The organism is Flavisolibacter tropicus (assembly GCF_001644645.1).
GTDB lineage: Bacteria > Bacteroidota > Bacteroidia > Chitinophagales > Chitinophagaceae > Flavisolibacter > Flavisolibacter tropicus.
Genome location: NZ_CP011390.1, coordinates 193,804 through 214,236, shown reverse-complemented (window position 1 = coordinate 214,236; position 20,433 = coordinate 193,804). Strand labels below are relative to the sequence as shown.

The 20,433-nt window shown below is 35.8% G+C and carries 17 protein-coding genes; all 17 read right to left on the bottom strand.

What is annotated here, in order from left to right:
* Positions 1-2 precede the first annotated feature (2 nt).
* On the bottom strand, positions 3-884 hold the full coding sequence (locus SY85_RS00810; RefSeq protein ID WP_066401333.1) for a glycosyltransferase family 2 protein: 882 nt from the start codon (positions 882-884) through the stop codon (positions 3-5).
* A gap of 226 nt (positions 885-1,110) precedes the next feature.
* Complete coding sequence (locus SY85_RS00805) at positions 1,111-2,238, bottom strand: glycosyltransferase family protein (RefSeq protein ID WP_066401332.1); 1,128 nt, start codon at positions 2,236-2,238, stop codon at positions 1,111-1,113.
* A gap of 33 nt (positions 2,239-2,271) precedes the next feature.
* Positions 2,272-3,282 (bottom strand): exostosin domain-containing protein, encoded by a 1,011-nt coding sequence (locus SY85_RS00800; RefSeq protein ID WP_066401331.1) that lies wholly within the window; start codon positions 3,280-3,282, stop codon positions 2,272-2,274.
* A 69-nt stretch (positions 3,283-3,351) separates the two neighbouring features.
* Positions 3,352-5,787 (bottom strand): glycosyltransferase, encoded by a 2,436-nt coding sequence (locus SY85_RS00795; protein ID WP_226998963.1) that lies wholly within the window; start codon positions 5,785-5,787, stop codon positions 3,352-3,354.
* Positions 5,788-5,938: 151 nt separating this feature from the next.
* Positions 5,939-6,883, bottom strand: a complete 945-nt coding sequence (locus tag SY85_RS00790; RefSeq protein ID WP_066401330.1) for a hypothetical protein — start codon at positions 6,881-6,883, stop codon at positions 5,939-5,941.
* 61 nt (positions 6,884-6,944) lie between these two features.
* Positions 6,945-8,228 (bottom strand): MATE family efflux transporter, encoded by a 1,284-nt coding sequence (locus SY85_RS00785; RefSeq protein ID WP_066401329.1) that lies wholly within the window; start codon positions 8,226-8,228, stop codon positions 6,945-6,947.
* A gap of 64 nt (positions 8,229-8,292) precedes the next feature.
* The gene (locus SY85_RS00780; protein WP_226998962.1) at positions 8,293-9,420 is read right to left on the bottom strand and encodes a DegT/DnrJ/EryC1/StrS family aminotransferase; all 1,128 of its coding nucleotides are present in this window, start codon (positions 9,418-9,420) and stop codon (positions 8,293-8,295) included.
* A gap of 20 nt (positions 9,421-9,440) precedes the next feature.
* Entirely contained in the window at positions 9,441-10,424 is a 984-nt protein-coding gene (locus SY85_RS00775) for an NAD-dependent epimerase/dehydratase family protein (RefSeq protein ID WP_226998961.1), read from the bottom strand.
* Positions 10,417-10,785, bottom strand: coding sequence for a hypothetical protein (locus tag SY85_RS00770; RefSeq protein ID WP_066401327.1), 369 nt, complete (start codon positions 10,783-10,785; stop codon positions 10,417-10,419). Before SY85_RS00770 ends, SY85_RS00775 begins: the two co-directional genes overlap by 8 nt.
* Entirely contained in the window at positions 10,782-11,753 is a 972-nt protein-coding gene (locus SY85_RS00765; RefSeq protein ID WP_066401326.1) for a glycosyltransferase, read from the bottom strand. The genes SY85_RS00770 and SY85_RS00765 overlap by 4 nt, the downstream gene beginning before the upstream one ends.
* An 11-nt stretch (positions 11,754-11,764) precedes the next feature.
* Positions 11,765-12,394 (bottom strand): DapH/DapD/GlmU-related protein, encoded by a 630-nt coding sequence (locus SY85_RS00760; RefSeq protein WP_066401325.1) that lies wholly within the window; start codon positions 12,392-12,394, stop codon positions 11,765-11,767.
* A 1-nt stretch (position 12,395) separates the two neighbouring features.
* Positions 12,396-13,511, bottom strand: a complete 1,116-nt coding sequence (locus SY85_RS00755; RefSeq protein WP_066401324.1) for a DegT/DnrJ/EryC1/StrS family aminotransferase — start codon at positions 13,509-13,511, stop codon at positions 12,396-12,398.
* A gap of 1 nt (position 13,512) precedes the next feature.
* Positions 13,513-14,016, bottom strand: coding sequence for an acyltransferase (locus tag SY85_RS26145; protein ID WP_066401323.1), 504 nt, complete (start codon positions 14,014-14,016; stop codon positions 13,513-13,515).
* A 2-nt stretch (positions 14,017-14,018) separates the two neighbouring features.
* A complete protein-coding gene (locus SY85_RS00745) occupies positions 14,019-15,074 on the bottom strand; it encodes a Gfo/Idh/MocA family protein (protein ID WP_066401322.1) in 1,056 nt (351 codons plus the stop codon).
* A gap of 210 nt (positions 15,075-15,284) precedes the next feature.
* Complete coding sequence (locus SY85_RS00740; protein WP_066401321.1) at positions 15,285-16,940, bottom strand: hypothetical protein; 1,656 nt, start codon at positions 16,938-16,940, stop codon at positions 15,285-15,287.
* A 125-nt stretch (positions 16,941-17,065) separates the two neighbouring features.
* The gene (locus SY85_RS00735) at positions 17,066-19,456 is read right to left on the bottom strand and encodes a GumC family protein (RefSeq protein ID WP_066401320.1); all 2,391 of its coding nucleotides are present in this window, start codon (positions 19,454-19,456) and stop codon (positions 17,066-17,068) included.
* A gap of 3 nt (positions 19,457-19,459) precedes the next feature.
* Positions 19,460-20,299: a polysaccharide biosynthesis/export family protein gene (locus SY85_RS00730; RefSeq protein ID WP_082886245.1), complete on the bottom strand. Its 840-nt coding sequence runs from the start codon at positions 20,297-20,299 to the stop codon at positions 19,460-19,462.
* Positions 20,300-20,433 lie beyond the last annotated feature (134 nt).

Genomic DNA, 20,433 nt, shown 5'->3' with positions numbered 1-20,433 from the left:
TATTATTTATAATTATTTATTTCTTTAAGAAGAATACGCCGGCCATATTTTTTTTCATCCAAATCAATGGCATCTTCCTTAAATAACGCTAGTAAACAAAGAACATATAGCTCAACCCTTACCCTAATATTTAATAAAACTTTTGAAAGTTTTGGAAACAAAATCAGATTAAACTTCTTTAATAATATCCATCTGCTTTTATGATAGAGCAAAACTCTTTTATAATTAATCTTGTAGGAGTTCCCTCCTTTGTGACAGATAACAATGTCTTTGGTAAATATCAAATCCCACTTTGAACGATGTATACGCATGCACAAATCAACATCTGCTTCTAGTACCGGGAAATTAACAGCATCGAAATAACCTAATTCTTCAAGACAACTCTTATGGAAGCTAACAGCACATGAATTAGGAAGAAAATACTTTTTTTTATAAAAAGGTAAAAATCTAAGTTTATGCGCCAGTGCCTGTCCTATTACAAGTCCAGTAATGGATGGCTCAAACTGGTAGTTTCCATTATCTCTCCCATCTTCATCTACCGTAGAAAATCCAACACATCCAACAGATGAACTACTATAAAAAGTAGTCAATCTTTGTATAAAAGGTTCTATAGGGAAAGCATCAGAATCCAATAAAACAACAATCTGAGCAGCAGCTATTTTCAACCCTTTATTTACAGTGCCAGTGTAACCTAAGTTATTCTCATTTGAAATAATTTTAACCAAAGGGCTATCAAACTTATAAGGGTTACTTTCTTTGGAACAATCATTTACAATGATAATCTCTTCAATATTATTGCCATCCAACGCTAACAACGAGTCAACATTACGCTTCACCAAATGCCATTGTCCATATACGGGTATAACAACGCTGACCTTAAGCATATCAATATTATAGTTGATTAGATAAATTGTTTTGCTATTACTATTATATAGGAGCTCTAATAATTAACAATGGATAAATAAATATCAAATAGTCTAAGGGATACATGTCTCAAAAGTTTGCTTATTGCTTTTACAAGGAACTGATCACAACAACTATTCATAACAGATTATTGATATTTTAAAAGAAGGAATGCATAACAAGTAATTTTTAGATTATCTATTGCATTTAAAAAGAACTATCTATAATATCTAACATAAACTTTCTTGCAATATTTAAAATATCAATTTCTCCTTTCACTACATTGACGGTTTCCTTTGCTTCGCATATTTTCTTATAATCAGCATTCTTGATTATTGCTGAACAAAAAGTATCAGAAAAAAATGGAGCCACTTCTGGTTTTTCACTGTAATAAATGTTGGGTGCAGCAACAGGTATCCCATGAGAAATAAATGCAGCAACGCTACCGCTTTTCCCTAACGCATGCCGAGGTACAGAAGTAAGTCCAATATCGCAACTTTGAATGGCACAAGACACTTCCTCACTTTGTAGAAAACCGGTATACTTTATTAGGACTTGGCCATCCAACAGCACCTCTAACATAGTTCCAAACACCTTTAACTTGTTATTGTCACCAATTAGAAGCAACTCTAAAAATATCTTCCTATTAAAAAGGACTTGGTTAATTTCTTGGATAAAGCAAAAAATGTTTTGATTAATATCAACTTGGCTAAAAATCCCAATTCTGAAGATTTTGCCATTGTCCTTAATTTTTCTAACTGGATGTACAGGTATATTAGAAAACAAAGGCAAAACCATCACATTGAACCTCAACCTTTTCAATTTAGAATAATAAATAGGAAGATGTGTATGAACTATCGTAGGATTTAATTGCCTATTCAAATCTTTGATAATTAGTTTTTGCAAGGATGCATAAAAAAGACTTTTTAACGAATGGCTGCTACCTATCCATAACTCATGAAACATTATATGCCATTTCCTACCTTGCCCAACACTTTTAAAAAAACTGCTTAAATAAAACGGCAAACCTTTTGCATGAAATGCGTATGGCACAAATTGCAGACTTAACCAATTTGGATCAAAGCTATCTATATGGCATTTTGCACTTTTGAGTCTTTTATTAAAAGGAATTATGGAAGGAAGTCTTAATACAGTCAGCTCAACTTCATCTACACATTGTTTACCGATTAATTCATCTTTTATAAAACTATCGAATATAGAAACAATGGATATTTGATGCCCACTACGTACTAATTCGCCTGCTAATCGCCTTGTGTAATCTCCAACGCCATCACGGCCGGGTTCTAAAGAGCCACATAGAAAAGTTATTTTCATGCTACTTAAAGTAACTAGAATTTCAACTACCTTTTAAGGATGCTCCTTTCTAAAGGGGTGTTTATACTTTCCTACTATTTTATTCAACCTATTCAAAGCCCTTTGAGATATGGTCCACTTATTGTCCCACTGTAGCTTAAATGACCTCCATCTTTTGATTTCAGTTTCTCGTGTTGTTTTAGGAGCTAATTTTATAAGAGACACTAATGCATTTGCATAATATTGTTTAATAACAGCAGCGCCAAAATAGTTATTCCATGCTTCTAATGCTTTATAACCTAGGTTAAATGCCAAGTGCTCATTCTTAAGAAGGTAGGATGACAAACCCGAAATCTTTCTTTCCTGATAAAAGAGTGCAAAATCGCGCCATTTTGGTCCTTTAGGTGGTACAAAATTATCAGCAATTATAACCGGACATCTGCCTAATGCCATGCTTTCATAGATTCTAAAACTAACTGGGGCCCACCCAGCAGGACATAGAGAAAATTTTGAAGAACGAATGAGGTCAACATATCTTAATTTCTCATCCTCTTTATGATTAAGCCAGCTATCTGTCATTTGTATGCAAAACCTATCATCATCTATTAAAAGATCAATCATTCTCTTTCTTATACTATTCGATTTTGCATTTCCCCTCCAGCTAGCCAGAAAAGTAGGAGTAAAATCATCAGTAGCTTGACTAAATGCCAACTCATTTGGAAAATACATGTAAGGAACAGATTTATAAATTCTAGGATTGAATCTACTTCTCGGCAGTCCAGTATATAACCCTCTCAACAATCCCGTTGCACTATCGTCTGTATTAATGGTAAAAACTTTCTCTGGATATGCAAAAGTTATTGGATCCGACTCAAGTTCTTTAATATAACGAAAACCTTTATACGTGCTACTGTCTTCCTGAATAATAATAGCATCTGCAACCTCTGGATAAATTACTTCTTCAATATAGTCTTTAGCTAGAATTTCACCCTTTATGTCTTGCAATATTTTTGCTTCGCCGTCTGAAATTGTTGACAACGTTCTATTTACAAAAAATAATTTCATTTTAAAATAGAGAAAACGTCCTTTTCGGGAAAATAATGCAAGGCTTTGCTCAAATCATTAATTGGGAAGTTATACTTGCACTTTCTCTTTACTTGAATCAATAAGTGCAGTGTGCTGTTTCAAACTTCCCCGCATTTTAAAAAGCGCATAACCATCACTCCCAAAAAATCCTTGATCCATTATAGTATAACTTTTATCTAACAATAGCTTTGCTTTATTGCTGAAGTTTTGGTAAGAATTAATTTTATTTATAAAAATAAAATTAGCCCCCAAGATCTCATTGAAGTCAACCAATGTATTCCAATCAGAATTATCAATTAAAGTCAGATCAAAAGCGTTTATACTATTTTCCTTTTTTATTTTTTTAATTATCCTGGATACTTCTGGTGATAAATCAGTAGTGAAACTTTTGAATGTCATGTCGTTTGTTGAACTATTGCTCTCAGTATCACTATTTTTAATATTAAGAAGTTGACCATTTGAATTATAAATACAGTAAACCTGGTAAGTATTTGTACTTTCTAATTCACACATTACCTTCTCAATTAATTCAACACAAGATGCTCCTATAATAACAATCTTTCGAACACTCTCATGTTGAAAAAGGAGCTTCACAAGTTGACATAAATCGCCAACTTCAGTTTTAACTACAGATTTCGTATTAGGGGAAATGACAAATCTTTTAAACCGTAAATAATACTTTATAATAAGAGCTTTTATTGAATTTATTTTAAAACATCTACCCAAACGCACGAAATAATCAAATTCAGAAGTCGGGGGCAAACCTGGCCTTGGATTAGGAATATGAAGTCGTTGGAAAATAAAGCTTAAAAGATTAAGCCATTGAATGCGAATAAACAATAAGCGATTACCATGCCCCCCTGCGTTAATAATTGTCTTTTTTTTTAGCTCTTTTACAGAGTCCTCTTTAAATTCTATCAGATTATTTACTCTTTCTGCAAGATTAAACTGCTGACATGCAACTAGCATTTTGCAAAGATTTTCAATCCAATCAGTTAAACTTAACAATGGAAGTTGATGAACACTATTTCTGCACTTTATTAATGGATTTTGTTGAGATTGAATTGAATATGAACAATCTTCCAAACTATTTATAACCCAACGAACACGGTCTAACTCAGGATGACTTAAGGAAGGAAATTGATTTGCACGGATTATGGCTTCATTAAACTTCCCCTGGCAAATAAGCGTAATAATCAGGTAAGCCCACTCTATTGGATCTGGGTCTACAGCTCTATAATCTCTTAAGATGTTTATTGTCGTATCAGAAATCAGTTGAAATGCACTTTCCGGTTTCCCTTTAAATAAACCACAGATTGCCAGTTTAAGCTTTGGCTCAGGCATCCAATGTATATAATTTAAACATTTAAGAAAACACAACTCCGCTTCGTCATATTTACAGGCCCACAGCTTTTCATCTCCAGCGCGTAAAAGTTCTATGTTTAATCCATTACAAATAACATGTAAGTTCTTAATAGCTTTGGAACTTTGCACAGTTACAAAAGGCTCAAATGGCCCCAGTTGAACAATCTTTTCATTTGATTTAAGGCTTTTGTAGAGGTTAAACCATTGAAAAATCTGGCTCCTCTGTTTTAATGTATGTTTTGTTTGAACAAGTTCATACCCTGAATGAATAATTCTTTCGAGTTCAACTTTATTTTGAAATAAATAATCAAGCTTATCAAGAACATCATTTTCATCTGCAAAAACACAATTTTCCATATCAACAAAGCCTGCAGCTTCAACGGATGGTGTTCGTTCTGTAATCAGGCAAGATTTAGAGCCAGGTATCTCAAAATGTTTCCGAACAACTTCTTTAGCTAAAGTACCGCAAGCTGGCACAAACCAAGAAGCATTTATAGTACGGGCATACTCCTCACCATGTATCATTATTGGTGAATGCGTATCATAACCGAAGTGAGGAAAAATTAGTGAGGGATAGCAATTTGAAATTACCTTATAAATTTTTTGCCGCCATGGATATAAAGGGTTTATAAAGCCATTAAATAAAACCGGTACAACTTTAGGCTGATCATAGTCATGAAAAACATCACTATCGATAAAGTTCGGCCAAACAAATAAATTTTCAGCAAGTGCCGGTGTATGTTCTGCCGTAGTAGTACAAATTGAAAAATAAGTTTCTATTCCCCAATAGTCCATATCCGAAATAAAACCAGTACGGCATTCACACCAAGAATCACCATTATGCAAACCAAGCTTAGGAATATGAGAATGGGAAGATGTGTTTTTTATTGTAAGCCTTTTAGAAATAGATGTTCTGTACCCACTTTCAAATAATGTTAAGTCTGGCTGAAATTTGTCACAAACTTGTCCATAATCACAATCTTGATTAATCAACACAACATCAAAAAACTCAGACAAACATTTTACATGCAATTGCATATGTAACTTCAAAAACGAAGGCAAAGCACTATGATTCCATTGAAAATAAACTAACCTAGGCTTGCTCAGAACATTCATCATTTTATCTACGATGGTTTAATAAGCTCAAGGATTCAAACGCTGCAAAAAATTATTAGTTGGCTACATTTAGTTCATTAGCAAACTACCTCAAAACAGACATTAAACTGCTAGTTCAATTAGAATAAGATTAGGATCTAATTAGTTAAATCTATTACCGCTTATAAAATCTACTAATTAAAGAGGCTATGGATATTTCAGCTTTCTTTATCATTACATATAAACTTCCATGCAGTTTTATTGGACTTTTAAGATTATCCCAATAGTACTTATGTGGCCTACATGGAGGTATGCCACGTAATGAAGAAATGATAAATTTATTTTTCCATGGCTTGGGCCAGCCAGCAGCATGAGACATGGTCCAACCAGAACCAACAAAATCCATTGCTTCAGGTCCCATTTCACTAATTGGCGAATCAGCACACATTGCTGCAATATTAAAAGCATCTTGGTCTATGAAATAAAAAACAGATGTTTTATCAAACGACATCATTGCTGTTTCTTTGATATTATACTCATTTATTGCAACCTCAATTATTTTCGACCATACCTCCAGAAACTCAATATTGCATCTTGTAACACCACAAAAACCTGAATTTATATACGAATGTATTTGGCGCTTTGGCTCTTTATTTATTAGCCTAATTATTTCATACCACTCCATCCTACATGGATGCGTAGCTGGCATGTCATTTTTTACTACTTCGTGAACCATTGCTACGCCATATGACATCCATTTATTATAAAATCCCCATCGACATAAGGCAATAATATCAGGATCAAAATAGGCCAGAGCGTCTGCAGCTTTTGCTACTCCCCTCAATAAACTAATCATGAACTTGGGCTTATATGATGAGAGGTGATAGTTTGTTATAATAGGCAAAAAATGAATGTGCAGATCTTCGCCTAGATGCATTGTCTTTGCTCCTTGCCAGTTCAATTCTAAATTTTCTTTTGCTTGGCTAGCCCATTTTGGTAGTCGCCCTTTATAACCTGCATAAAAATCTCCCCTATATCCATTCTTATAAAGCGAATTTACTAGACCAACTACTCCTTTATGATAGTGATCTTCAAAAAGAGTACATACAGCAGAAATCATAAAAAGTAAATAAATTAAGTTTATACCAGATGAAGCATACTATATTAAAAAGGGTAGGTATCTAATTTATCTTTCTAATTTTTAGTGAACAGTAAATAAAATACATACCTACTTCAGCGGATGAAACGAATAAATTCAGTTTTAAAATGCCGCGGAGACTAGAAATATCTATTAATGAGATAGCACAAATAATGGAAACTAGTGTAATTGGTATTGAAACCAACGGGTTAATAGCCCAATTTCTGCTTGTTGCAATCGTAAATAATAATCCGGCCATTAAACTTAAACAACTGCCAGCAACACTCAAAACAAGCTCGTGCTCTAATCCCGAATAACTTTTACCTAATAACCATAACAATTGTGTTGGCAATTTTGATACTATGATAATTATAATGGAGAACAGAAAAGTCAACCCGCTGGACATGTGTAAAAACCTTTTAAATAAAAGGGCTTTATTATTTTCAAGTCTTGCAAAACGTGGTATTATAAGGGTAGTAAAAGTGGCACTAAATAAGTTTAACATCATTGACAATCTACCCAAAGCACCTATCTGTGCAACAGCAGCAGTAGTCCCAAATATCGAAATTAACCATATTGTAATTTGGCCCGAAAGACAGTAGTATATTGAACCTGGAAAAATACGCTTAACAACAGTTAAAATATTATTACGAACTAAAGAATCGGGGGGTTGCTGCCAGTCTGCATAAACTGCAGAAATACTTCGCAAACGAAAGTTTGCCCAAATTTGCGGTAAGCTGGCCGCGAAAATGGCAATATATGCAAATGGGAAAATCAGTAAAATTGATAACAAGGAAAGTAAACGGAGTAAACTTACGCTGATATTTATCTTTTGCAAAGGTGTAATCATTTGATGAAGTGTCGGCCCAACGGCAAGCAGATTGCCTGAAAGTGCACAATAGAATGCTGGAACTAGTGATCCAACAATCAGTATGGAAGTGAATGTGCCGGCACCATGACCTCTCAATAGGTAAAATAAGACTGGAATTGCAATTACCAAGCTGCCAATAGCAAACTTTTTCCTTAGATCAAAGCCAGTTACCAGAACACTACCCAATTTTCCACGGTTTTGCCAAACTTTGCCCCCCTGAGCCATTACACTTGCCGAGATGCCACCATCTGCAAGTACTAACATAGTACCCAACATTGTATTGGCAAGGGTATAAAGTGCATATTCCGAGGTAGACAATATGCGTATAATTAATACGCCGCTGATAAATCCAATAGCCTGAATTATAGCTTGGGCAGAACCCGTTATAGCAATCAACTTACTCCAATCAAGGATCTTACTATAAAATGAATAAGTGTGAAAACGCTGAATAAACATTTTTATAAAGGATGGATGAAAAGCGCCCTCACATTTAACACTGTAACTTTAAGAGCAACTCACTTTATATAGCTTCTGAGGCCACATTACTTTTTAACGCACCAATTAATGTATCAATAACGTAATTGATTTCATCTTTTCCCATTGGTATAAATAAGGGCAAAATAATTGTGTTATCCTGCAAATCTTCAGAAATTGGCAAACTCAAACCTTCGGCATCTTTTGCATAAGCTGTTTCCCTGTGTGCATTCATTACTCCTCTCCTGCTGGCAATACCACTGTCCAACAAAAGTTGCATCAGGTCGTTTCTTGATAAAGGAGATGACCTTTTCAAATAAACACAGTATGATTGATAATTACTAAAATAACCATCATTTTCAAAAGGCAACTGTAGAAAGGGTATTTCACTAAATGCATTATTATATGCCATAGCAATTTTCCTGCGCTCAGAAACAATCCAGTCTAGCTTATCCAATTGTTTAATACCAACTGCCGCTTGTATATCAGTCATACGGTAATTGTATCCAACTTCTACATGGTCCTCAAAAACTAAACTCTTTGCCTCATGCCTTACTCTATCGCTAATTGACATACCGTGCTGACGCAGTAACTTAAGCCGCTTGTAAAAATCTTTACGGCTAGTAGTTATCATTCCCCCATCCCCCGTTGAGATAACCTTCCTGGGGTGAAAAGAAAAACAGACTAAGTCTGAATGAGAACCAATTTTTTTCCCTTTATAGGCAGATCCAATTGCACAAGCTGCATCTTCAATCAAGATCAGATTATTCTTTTGACATAAAGCAGCAAACGCATCGATATCCGCTGGAAGGCCAATTTGATGTACAATCAAAATAGCTTTAGTCTTTTGGGTAATTTTCCTTTGCACGTCAACTGGGTCCAGGTTATAAGTTTCGGGCAACACTTCAGCGAAAACAGGCACTGCCCCAACATACTTAATTGCATTTGCTGTTGCTATATAACTCATCGAAGGACATATCACTTCATCCCCCGTACTCACCCCCGCAACAATCATTGCTAAATGTAGCGCCGTCGTACAGTTAGAGACCGCTACAGCGTAAGAAGCACCTGTATAACTAGCAAACTTTTCTTCAAACTCCTGCACTTTAGGACCTTGTGTGATCCAACCGGTAAGAATAGTATCATAAGCAGCCTGGGCTTCTTCTTTGGTCAAATAGGGTTTCGCTAAAGGTATCATATGCTATAAAGAGTGGCTTTTTGTTTTTTAAAATACCATTGACTTAATTCATAGAGGCCTTCTTTCAACGTCGACTTGGGCTCAAAGCCTAACAAATGCTTGGCTTTTCCATTTTCCGCACACCTTCTGCTAACAGGGTTGACTGTATCACTTTCTTTAAATTCAGGTATAAGATGTGATTTATTTACAGCAAGCATAATTTGTAGCAATTGTTTTAAACTGGTTTCTCGACAGGTGCCAATATTAAAAACCTGGTCTGAAACATTTGCCATTAAAGCCGCCACATTTGCCCTGGCCACATCTTTTATATATACAAAATCCATTGTAGTCTCACCATCCCCATAGATCAACGGATTTAAGCCATGTTGTATACAGTCCAGCCAACGGATCATTACTTCTGTATATTTACCATCAGTGTCCATCCTTGGACCATAAACATTAAAATACCGCAGTGCTACATAGTCCAATCCATACATAAATTTAAAACTGCGGAATAATTGCTCTCCCCAAAGTTTTGCGCCCCCATAGAATGTTTGGTTGTCATATGGGTTATCAGTTTCTGGAGTTGGAAAATGTTGAGCCAAACCATAAACAGATGCACTTGAACTATATATAACTTTTTTTACTTTATACTTTACACATAATGTGGCTAAATCAAATGTTGCCTTTAACATAACATCAAAACCATCCCCAGGATTGGCCGCACAGGCATTAATTCGTAAAGCAGCCATATGAAAAACGTAATCAACATTTGATATACACTTATCCATTAATGATACATCTCTAATATCGCCTTCAATAAATTCAATGGCAGAATTGTCTATAAATGATCCCAGGTTTTCAAGGCGCCCCCTTACAAGATTATCAACAATAATAATTTTCCTAGGGTGATATTTCAGAAGTTCTTCTACCACATAAGAACCAATAAAACCAGCTCCACCAGTAACAAGTATTTGAGAATTTGCAATTAAATTATGCATGCCGTTGATTATTTAAGCTTAAAATAATTACACCACTAATGATAAATAGGAATCCTATAAAAGACAGGTACGATAATTTGTCTTGAAAAAGAAAGTATCCAACCAATACCGTCAAAAGAAAGTTTAGGCCGGTAGCTACGGGTATGATTAAAGAAAAGTTATTAAACGACAGTGCTTTAAATAGAACTAAAGCTGATGCCAAAATCATAACAAAAGCAGCCATGAAGGAAGGATTCCATAAAAATTGTATCCAATCATTTAAACCTTGCAAAACACGCCCTTTTAACTGCCATTTAATTATCGCAGAACCTGAAACATTTAATATAGCGTAAAGGGATATGTATACGATTGCTTGTATCATACAACTAAACTTGACGATTTAGTTTCTTTTTCCTGTTTGACACCATCAATTATTTCATCAATTATAAAAACTGGGCGTTTTCTACTCGCATCCAAGGTTCTCCATAAATATTCAGCAATGATACCCAGACAAATATTTGTTATACCAAAGCCGATCATTAATATGGAAACAAGAGCTGGCCAGCCACTAGACAAGTCGTCATAAAATACCTTCCGAAAAATAATATAAGCTGTCCAAAAAGATCCTGAAATGAAAAAAGCAATACCTATAAGTGAAACAAGTCGAATGGGAGCAAATGAAAACGCAACAAATGAATCAATCAGCAATTTTATCTTTTTCGACAATGTCCATTTTGATTTGCCAGCTTTTCTAGCCTGTTTATTATAAAAAACACTAGACTGTTTAAATCCTAATGAAAGAATTTGAATAAAAAGGGAAGAGTTGCTTTCAATATTTTCATTTAAGCTAATCTTGACTTTTTTAGAAAACATGACAACATCAAACCCCTTTTGTGGAAAGTTTGCGATTGCGAATCGTCGCATTAAGGATGCATATGCATTTGAAAACAATTTTTCACTTCGTGAAACAGCTGTTTCGTTTCTAAAAGCCCAAACAATGTCTACACCTTTTGCAATGATTTCATCATAGAGATATCTGATTAATGAAAGTGGATCTTGCAAGTCAGCGTACAAAAAGGTTATATAGTCCCCTTTTGCCTCTAACAAACCGGCTCTTAAGGCTGCATGGGAACCAAAATTTCTGGAAAAACTAACTATTTTATACGTGTAGCTGCTATGCTTAACTTTTTTCAAATTGTCTAATGAATCATCTGTTGAACCGTCATTTACAAATATGACCTCAGCAATAAAACGGGTTTCTTTTTTAAAGAAACTATTCAATTCTGTAGTTAATCGGTCAATGTTTTCCTGTTCATTAAACATTGGTACAATTAGCGATAACTTTAGCATACGCTTTTATCTTATTGAACAGAACTAATATTGAGATTCCTGGCAGGGTTTCCTACCATCTTTGAACCTTCTACTACCGTTTTTGTAATGTTGCTACCAAGGCCAATGAGAGTACTATCTCCAATGCTAACCCCATTGATTATATTAGTACCACTACCAACATAACAACTTTCGCCTATTGCAGTTCCTCCAGCAATTACAACATTACTTCCAATTAAAGTGTAATTTCCAATAGACACATCATGATGCAAGACTGAGTTTGGAAGAACACAAACATGGTTACCTAATTTAACGTTACTTGTCAGCACCACTCCTGCCATAATTAAGCAATTATGACCTATTGAAACATTTCTTCCTATCGAACTTCTAGGATGTATAATGGTAACAAAGCGATCAACATTAAGTGAAAGAATCACTTCCTTCCTGTCTCTAAAAGTTAATGAGTTGCCAGGCACGGCAAGAACATAAAGCTCCCCGTATTTTAATAAGATATCTCTGGAAAAAAGCGGGTAACAACTAACCTTCTTAAAAGGATTATCATCAATAAAACCTATTAGTTCATATTCATCAAAATCAATACAATCTAAAGCTTCAATGCCATTGCCATTAAACGGGAATATAACTAACTTCTTTTTGTTCATTTCAATACCGGTTGATCATGTCAATAATGTAACTCACCTCGCTGTCTGATAATTCTGCATACATAGGTAAAGACAAACAATGGCCAGCCAGAAATTCAGCATTGGGACAATCGCCCAATTGGTAGCCCAGATGCTTATAGGCCTTCTGTAAATGACATGGAACGGGGTAATGCAAACCAGGATAAATATGATGGCGATTTAAATAACTGATCAATTCTTCTTTGTCATTAGTAGTAATAACAAATAAATGATAAACAGATTGAGCCCACAATGGCTGTTTCTGCCACCTGATTTGCTCATTTACAATTTCATGCTGGTATCTCCGTGCAATTTCCCGTCTCCGGTTATTCCAGCCTTGTAAGTATTTTAATTTGATTTGTAAAGAAGCCCCCTCGAGCCCGCCCATACGCATATTAAACCCTAATTCATCGTGATGATATCGGATATGCGCTCCATGGTTACGTAGCCGTAATAAATGCTTATAATAACCCTCATCGTTTGTTACAATACCACCAGCCTCACCACAAGCACCCAGATTTTTACCTGGATAAAAGCTAAAGCAACCCACTTCACCAAAACTGCCTACAGGTTTATCTTTAAAGATTGCACCCTGTGCTTGGGCTGCATCCTCCACTAAAAAAAGGTTGTACTTTTTACAAATTGCAGTTACTGACTCAATATCAAAAGGCTGCCCATATAGGTGTACGCCAATAATAGCCTTTGTACGTGAATTGATTTTACTTTCAATCTTTGTAGGGTCTATTTGCCAGGTATCAGATGTACAATCAACAAAAACGGGTTTGGCGCCGGAATATGAAACACCCCATGCAGTAGCTATAAATGTGTTTGCTGGTACAATTACTTCATCCCCAGGTCCAATGCCTAATACTAACATGGCCAGATGCAAGGCAGATGTTCCATTATTTAATCCAACGGCATATTGAGTATGACAAAACTGGGCAAAGCTTTTTTCAAACTCTTCAACAAAGTAACCTCCAGAAAAGGCTGTATTATCATATACTTTTTCGAAAGCTTCGAAAACCTCTTTTTTAATTTGTTGGTGTTGGCCATACAAATCAAGGCAGTTAATTCCTGCTTTGGTATCAATATAATGCATATTAAATGAGAATGTTTTCTACGTATTTAATAATTCGCGCAGGATTGCCGGCCACTACTGCATTTTGGGGTACATCTTTGGTAACAACTGACCCTGCACCTACTATTGCCCCCTGACCTATACGAAGACCACAAAGAATGGTAGCACTAGAACCAATTGAAGCCCCTTCCTCCACAAACGTCTCTATACATGTCCAATCATCTGCTGTTTGCAAAGACCCATCGTCATTTGTGGCTCTTGGAAACTTGTCATTGATAAACGTAACATTGTGCCCAACAAAAGTATTATTACCAATATGCACACCTTCACAAATAAAACTATGACTTGATATTTTGCAATTCTTACCTATACTGACACCCTTTTGAATTTCAACAAATGCTCCTATACGTGACCCATCATCAATACTGCAACCATAGGCGTTAACGAAATCAAATATTTTAACCTCGCTTCCTAGTCTTACATTCTTTAAAGAAAGCCTATCGGTGGTAATTGTTACTGTTTCCATCTTTAAAAACTTAATACGGTTTGATCAATATGTTGAATGTGCGCGTTAACTGATTCTAGTTTTACCTCTCGTCCATTTTGCTTAATAGATTTACTAGATGCCTCTAGTATCTGTACTACATTTAGGCCTAACTGGGCCGATGATCTTGGATCCTTACTTTCTGTAATTGAGCTTATAAAATCATTTGCCATACCCAGCAATGCCTCAGAAGTATTTAGCTTAGGCACATGAATGTCACCGGTACGATAATCTACCAGTATCCGCTTCTTTTCTTCATCGGTTTTGTGATGATATCCGGTATCGTAAATCTTAACTTTCTCAGTTGGTTCCAGGTCATTGTACAAAATCATTTTCTGGTCACCACCTATTAGCATCATTCTTACCTTAACCGGGCTGGTCCAAGAGCAGTTGAAGTGAGCAATAAATCCGGAGCTGTAGTTTACAGTCAAGTAGGCAATGTTTTCAATGGCATTATGTGTATGTGTAACCCCAGTGGCATTGACACTGTATGGGCGCTCATTTATGATGTAGTTCAATATGGAGATATCATGTGGGGCTAAGTCCCAAAGCACATTTACATCTGATTGAAAGAGGCCAAGGTTAATTCGAGTTGAGTCCAGATACTTTATATTTCCCAGTTCCCGGCTCTCTACCAACTGTTTCATCTTTTCGACGGCACCGGTATATAAAAAGGTATGATCGACCATGAGCAGGACGTTCTTTTGCTCGGCCAGATTCAACAAGATTTCCGCCTCGATCAAGGAAGAGGTCATTGGCTTTTCAATCAGTACGTGCTTCCCTTGGAGGATTGCTTCTTTAGCCAATGAAAAATGTGTAAAAACAGGTGTTGCAATAACCACTGCATCTATTTCGGGATCTCGAATGATACCATCAGCATCCTGCAAGCCAGTTATACCTGGAAAAACTTTTCCTAATTGTTCCAACCGGTCTGATCGGGCGTCAGCTACACACCTAACACAACAGTCTTTAGCTGCGAAAAAGTTTCTTACAAGGTTTGGGCCCCAATAGCCGTAGCCTATGATGCCAATGTTTATCATATAATATAAATTATGGTGATGTCTGTGCTATTTATTGTTGCGGCAAAGGGATCAGCAAAACATTTGAAAAGTAGGCGTACTAAGAAATTGCTTTTAAAACTGTTTGTTTCAAATTAGACTAACACATTTTACTTAAGCTAATGCCTGCGGATATGATATTTAATAAGGAGCAAATCTTTTTCTATTTGATTTAGAGGGTATAAAGCAGAATCATAGCTTTACCAACTGTCCATTGCAAAACTTCCCAGCCCTGCTATAAAGAAAATAATCACCATAATATTCTTTCCCTTTCAAAAACCAAAACAGAATATTTTTAGTTCGGCTATCAATTGTCTTATTGTCGTTTTCGTGATCCTTTCCTACTAACAAAATTATACTGCAATAGTTTAAACCTGATTTTGCCAACTCAGTGGAAAGCTCTTGTGTAATAGCCGATTTTGGAAAGATAGCATAGTCCATTCCTGAAAGCAGCTTAACAAATTTATCTTTCGGCTCATAATCATTGTTTCGAATCCAATTTCCTAAACCGTCATACGAAAAGTTTATATAGGGTGTATATAACTCCCAACCCAATGAGCGCCCGGCATAATAGAACTCATAAGTAAATGCCATAAATACTTTGTGTTTTCCAGGTCCGATAGTTGAAGCAGCAGCATGCTGTATTTTACTCCGACCCATGCTTGTTTTACTCTCGTATGCTAGTACGGAACGCACCACTAAGGATATAATTACAGACCAAGCGATTACCGCAATTAATGCAATAGAACTAATTTGCCTGAAAACTCTAGAAGGAGGGTTAAGGCTAAATTTAAAATAAATCCCCCCTGCGAAAGCGATAAAATAAGGAAATAGATATAAGACACGAAATTCATAGACCAATGTAGCCATCATCAGGCCTAGGGTTGCTAAACTTACAAACAGCAACCCTTTTTCGCGCCGATAAAATGCTCCTATCAAAGCTAAAATTGGCAAGAAAGGAGTAAATGTTTTTATTAATGCCTTCCCTATCTTGGCCCAAGACTGTAACTGAAAAATATGTTCAAGTTGAGAAGTCTGCGATTGGGATGACTTCGTATTTAAAGAAATCATATTTGTCATATCACCTATGATCACATACAAGTGTTCTCTTATGGGGATAAGAAGTAAAATCACGGCTACCAACGCACTTGCAAAAAACCATAAGGATACAACGACAACACTCTTCCAGCTACGTCCTGTGTGTATCTCTCCACGTACGAAGTGAGAAAACTCCAGGGCAATCAAAGGATAAAGAAACACTGCTGAAGGCCATATAAGTAAGGCTGTACCAGCCAAAATCCCGGCAACAATGATTCTTATTTTAATAAATCGACCTCTGATACCTGCCGCATCACGGAGCAGCCAACAGGAGGCTAGGCAAACTGCTACTACCCAACAATCAACTCTTGCCATACGCTGAGATAAGACAAATAGTGGATCTAGGAGCAATGCCAGACTAAGGCCAAAGGCTGCAGGTAAAGGAACTTTACGGGAGCGCAACCAGCCCAGCGCCATGGTTGCCGCTAATAAGCCTCCAAGTAAAGATGCGATCCTCGGACCAAGACCATTTGGTCCACCTAGTTGGTAACTGACTTCATCTATAACTGGACCAAGATAAGACCACAGGAACAATGGTTTTTCTTCCCCAGTCAACCAGGTAACTGACCAATTGCTTTCGGGGTGCAGAGCAAGTCGCCCATAGTCTGTTATTTGCGCCTCGTCCTGCTGCATGTGGGGTAAAACATCAACAGTAAACACCTGGATAAAAAAGGCAATAAAGAGAACAAGAGCCCATTTGCCCCAGAATTTTCTATAGACTGAATTATTTAATTTCTGAAGTGTAACCACAGTCGAACGTTTACAAACTAAGCAGCAATGCGTTGCTAAGGTCAGATTTCACCTATTGCAAAATGCAAGTCGATTTAAGAAGGCACATGTAGAAAAGTATTGTTAAACTGCACCTCAACAATTGATCAATTTTCTATTGTATTTTTTCTCCAACCCCAGTAAAAAACTTTTTTACCATTTGGGGTAGCATTATTATATCCCTTTTTATTTGCAAAGTTGCTATTGTAATACCCATATTTACCACCCACCTTTACATCATTTAAAATAAGTCCTACATTGATAAGTTTCTTTGTATAATATAAGTCATATATAAAGTCAAGCTGCTTTTTTGATGTAAACCTTTGCCTAATAACGTAAAGGACAACATCGCTATACTCACCCAAAAGAAATGCATCACTCACTAAGCCAGATGGTGCAGAATCAATGATCACATAATCATAACGCTTTTTTAGTTCTGTAAACAGTTTATTAAGATTTTCGCTAAGTAAAACATCCCCAGGATCTGCAGGTACAGGCCCGGAAGAATAAATATGTAATGAGGGTATCTCCTTATGAGAAGCTTGATATAGTTCTGAAAAATTATGAATGCCCCCAAACAAATAATCGGTAATTCCTTTTTTGCTGGCAATATTTAAACTTTTACTTATAGTAGGTCTTCTAAAATCAAACTCCAGCAATGCCACTTTCTTTCCGGGCATCGCTAGCACAGAAGCAATATTTATACTTATAAAAGACTTCCCTTCATTACCCAAAGTGGACGTAACCAGTATTACCTTTTTATCGATTTGTTTATACAGGAAGGCGAGATTAGTACGTATCATCCTAAATTCTTCTCCTAATAGATCACGACGCTTATAGGATGTAAGTAGATTTACTTTTCCAGATACATGGCTAATATTGCCTAAAAAGGGAATCGGCAATCTTCTGGTAACATCATCCTGGCTGGATACTTTATCATTTAACAGGTCACGTAAATAAACAATACCAATAGGGATGAGTAATCCCAACATAACAAAAGAAATATAGATTGTCGACTTATTAGGCTTTATCGGTCCAAAACCTTTCGCTTTATTAATTTGCTTATAATGTGCAATAATAGTTGATGTACTTGAGATAGCAGACTCCTCACGCTTTTGCAAAAGATATAAATATAGTCCTTCTGTAATCGACTGCTTACGCTTTATGCCCTGCATAACACGCTCATTATGTGGCAATGAAGATAGAAATTGACGATACTGCGTATTATGTTCTTGTAACTGCCTTTCTTGCAACTTAAGACTATTTGAAATACTACCAAGGCTTTCGATAATACTCTTCTTTAGATTAACTAGCTGGTTATTCATATCAAGTATGGTAGGATTATTTGGACCTACTAATACTGATTCACGATCCAGCTTTAACTGCAATTCATTATACTGCGCTATTAATGAAGCCAGAGTGGGATCATTCAAACCAAGTGAGGAAGGAACTAATTTACCTGAATTGTTGGCAGTATTATTAAAATATGCCATAATCATTGTTACAATTCCTTGTTGAATATTAAGCTCTTTAATACTATTGGATATAGAATTGGAATTATCAAAAGAAAGTGTCGATTGGCTTTTTATATCAATTATACTCTGCGACCCTTGGTAACGTTCTAAATTTCCTTCAACCCCTTTTAATTCATTTGATATAACATTCAATCGTTCATCAATAAAGGCTACAGTGTTTTCTGATAACAGATTTCGTTCTTCCATATCTACCATTTTGAATTCATTACAAATGGCATCCAAAACTTCCTTGCAGCGGCCAATGTTTTCTGATATTATGCTTAATTGAATAGCATTTGTTTTGGCGTCTAAAGGGCTAGCATTAAAGGTTGACAACAATTCATCTGCTGCTTGTGCAACTGGCTTCCACTGAACAATATATTTTATATTATTATTATTATTGAAGCCAATCGCTTGTGGCACAAGTATTAAAGTACTTCCACTATAGTTGAATGCCTTATTCCAGGCAAAGATGAAAGAATGCACATCCTTTTCTGAGCCATAAGTAATTTTACCACCATCTGCACTAAGCTCATTGATTGTGATTTGCATTGGTGTTAAACTGTCTTTTATACTTTTAACAACCAATCTAAAAGGAGAAGAATGATAAATATCACTGGTCAAAACCCTACCTTTTATAAAGTAAGAAATATTAAAGCCATATTTGGCAACCACCCTTTGCATTAAGTTATCGGAAGTAAGTTGCAATATCTCATTACTTAAATTAATCTGAGGCTTGCCGCTTAATGCACTTTCAATTAGATCTGCATTTGAAGATGCACCTTCACTGGAATTACCTTTAACAAGTATGGTAGCTGTAGCCTTATACAATGGTGGCGTAATCCTTATGTAATAATAGCCAACTCCCAAACATATAGCTAATGAAATAATAAAAAGTGGGTAAAAGGCTAAATATTTAGTTAAGATCTCCTTTATATCCTTTCCCTTCCCACTCTCTTCTACTAATCCGTTAATAGTTGACATATTCTATCGACTTAAATTCACAACCAATGAAATTAACCCTATCAAAGTGGATGTTACAGCAAAAAGCAACCCCGTTTTTCGTTGAGCCTCAGGATTCACGTTCAACATGCTTAACTTATTTTTATTTGGTGATACGTATATCACATCATTAGGTCGTAGTTGATAAACAGGAGATTTAAATAGATCGGCAGTTCTTAAATCAATTTTATAAAAGGCTCTCTTTCCATCCTCTTCTCTAATTACCAATATATCTTCCCTTCTGCCATAGTCAGTTAAATCCTCGGCAGAACTTATAGCATCAAGAATAGTTACCTTTTCCGATTGAAAACTATGAATGCCTGGAGATTTCACCTCTCCCAATACATTTACATTAAACTGCATTAGCTTAATGATCACAGATGGATTCTTAACATAAGGTGTAAGTTTTTCTACCAATATCTTTTGCAGATCACTTTGAGTTAGTCCTGCCACTTTTATAGTACCCAATATTGGCATATCGATAGTTCCTATCAAGCTTACCTTGTAACCTTGCGCTCCACCAGACAATCCTTGTGTACTACCCGAAGAACTGGAATTAGCTATATTGAATACTGCCGTTTGTTCTTGATTAATTGTTTGACTATATACTAGAATACTTAACAGGTCATTTGACTGTATAGTAGTTTCTTTAATATTCAAACCAATACTATCCAATTCTCTTAACCCTACACTATCTAAGCCCTTTTGAAAATAAGTGTAATTCTTATTAAGATCCTTTGTGAAAATGCAGGAAGAAAATAACACTACACAGACTACAAGCGTAAGCATATTAATAGGTACGCTTAAACAATGTCTACTTTTCATTTCCTTTGAGCTGAGTTTAATGAATTAAATCAAGTGGCTGAAAAAACAAATAAATAAAAACTGGTAAATCTTAAAAGGAGTAGTTCAGTGGCAGAAGAAGGCCGCGCTCCTTTAAATCAAAAGATAAAATAAGA

Coding starts and splice junctions, on each gene's coding strand:
- SY85_RS00745 (WP_066401322.1), bottom strand. CDS start 15,074: ATGATAAACATTGGCATCATAGGCTACGGCTATTGGGGCCCAAACCTT.
- SY85_RS00765 (WP_066401326.1), bottom strand. CDS start 11,753: ATGCTAAAGTTATCGCTAATTGTACCAATGTTTAATGAACAGGAAAAC.
- SY85_RS00760 (WP_066401325.1), bottom strand. CDS start 12,394: ATGAACAAAAAGAAGTTAGTTATATTCCCGTTTAATGGCAATGGCATT.
- SY85_RS00730 (WP_082886245.1), bottom strand. CDS start 20,299: ATGAAAAGTAGACATTGTTTAAGCGTACCTATTAATATGCTTACGCTT.
- SY85_RS26145 (WP_066401323.1), bottom strand. CDS start 14,016: ATGGAAACAGTAACAATTACCACCGATAGGCTTTCTTTAAAGAATGTA.
- SY85_RS00735 (WP_066401320.1), bottom strand. CDS start 19,456: ATGTCAACTATTAACGGATTAGTAGAAGAGAGTGGGAAGGGAAAGGAT.
- SY85_RS00755 (WP_066401324.1), bottom strand. CDS start 13,511: ATGCATTATATTGATACCAAAGCAGGAATTAACTGCCTTGATTTGTAT.
- SY85_RS00800 (WP_066401331.1), bottom strand. CDS start 3,282: ATGAAATTATTTTTTGTAAATAGAACGTTGTCAACAATTTCAGACGGC.
- SY85_RS00795 (WP_226998963.1), bottom strand. CDS start 5,787: ATGATGAATGTTCTGAGCAAGCCTAGGTTAGTTTATTTTCAATGGAAT.
- SY85_RS00785 (WP_066401329.1), bottom strand. CDS start 8,228: ATGTTTATTCAGCGTTTTCACACTTATTCATTTTATAGTAAGATCCTT.
- SY85_RS00810 (WP_066401333.1), bottom strand. CDS start 884: ATGCTTAAGGTCAGCGTTGTTATACCCGTATATGGACAATGGCATTTG.
- SY85_RS00775 (WP_226998961.1), bottom strand. CDS start 10,424: ATGCATAATTTAATTGCAAATTCTCAAATACTTGTTACTGGTGGAGCT.
- SY85_RS00805 (WP_066401332.1), bottom strand. CDS start 2,238: ATGAAAATAACTTTTCTATGTGGCTCTTTAGAACCCGGCCGTGATGGC.
- SY85_RS00790 (WP_066401330.1), bottom strand. CDS start 6,883: ATGATTTCTGCTGTATGTACTCTTTTTGAAGATCACTATCATAAAGGA.
- SY85_RS00770 (WP_066401327.1), bottom strand. CDS start 10,785: ATGATACAAGCAATCGTATACATATCCCTTTACGCTATATTAAATGTT.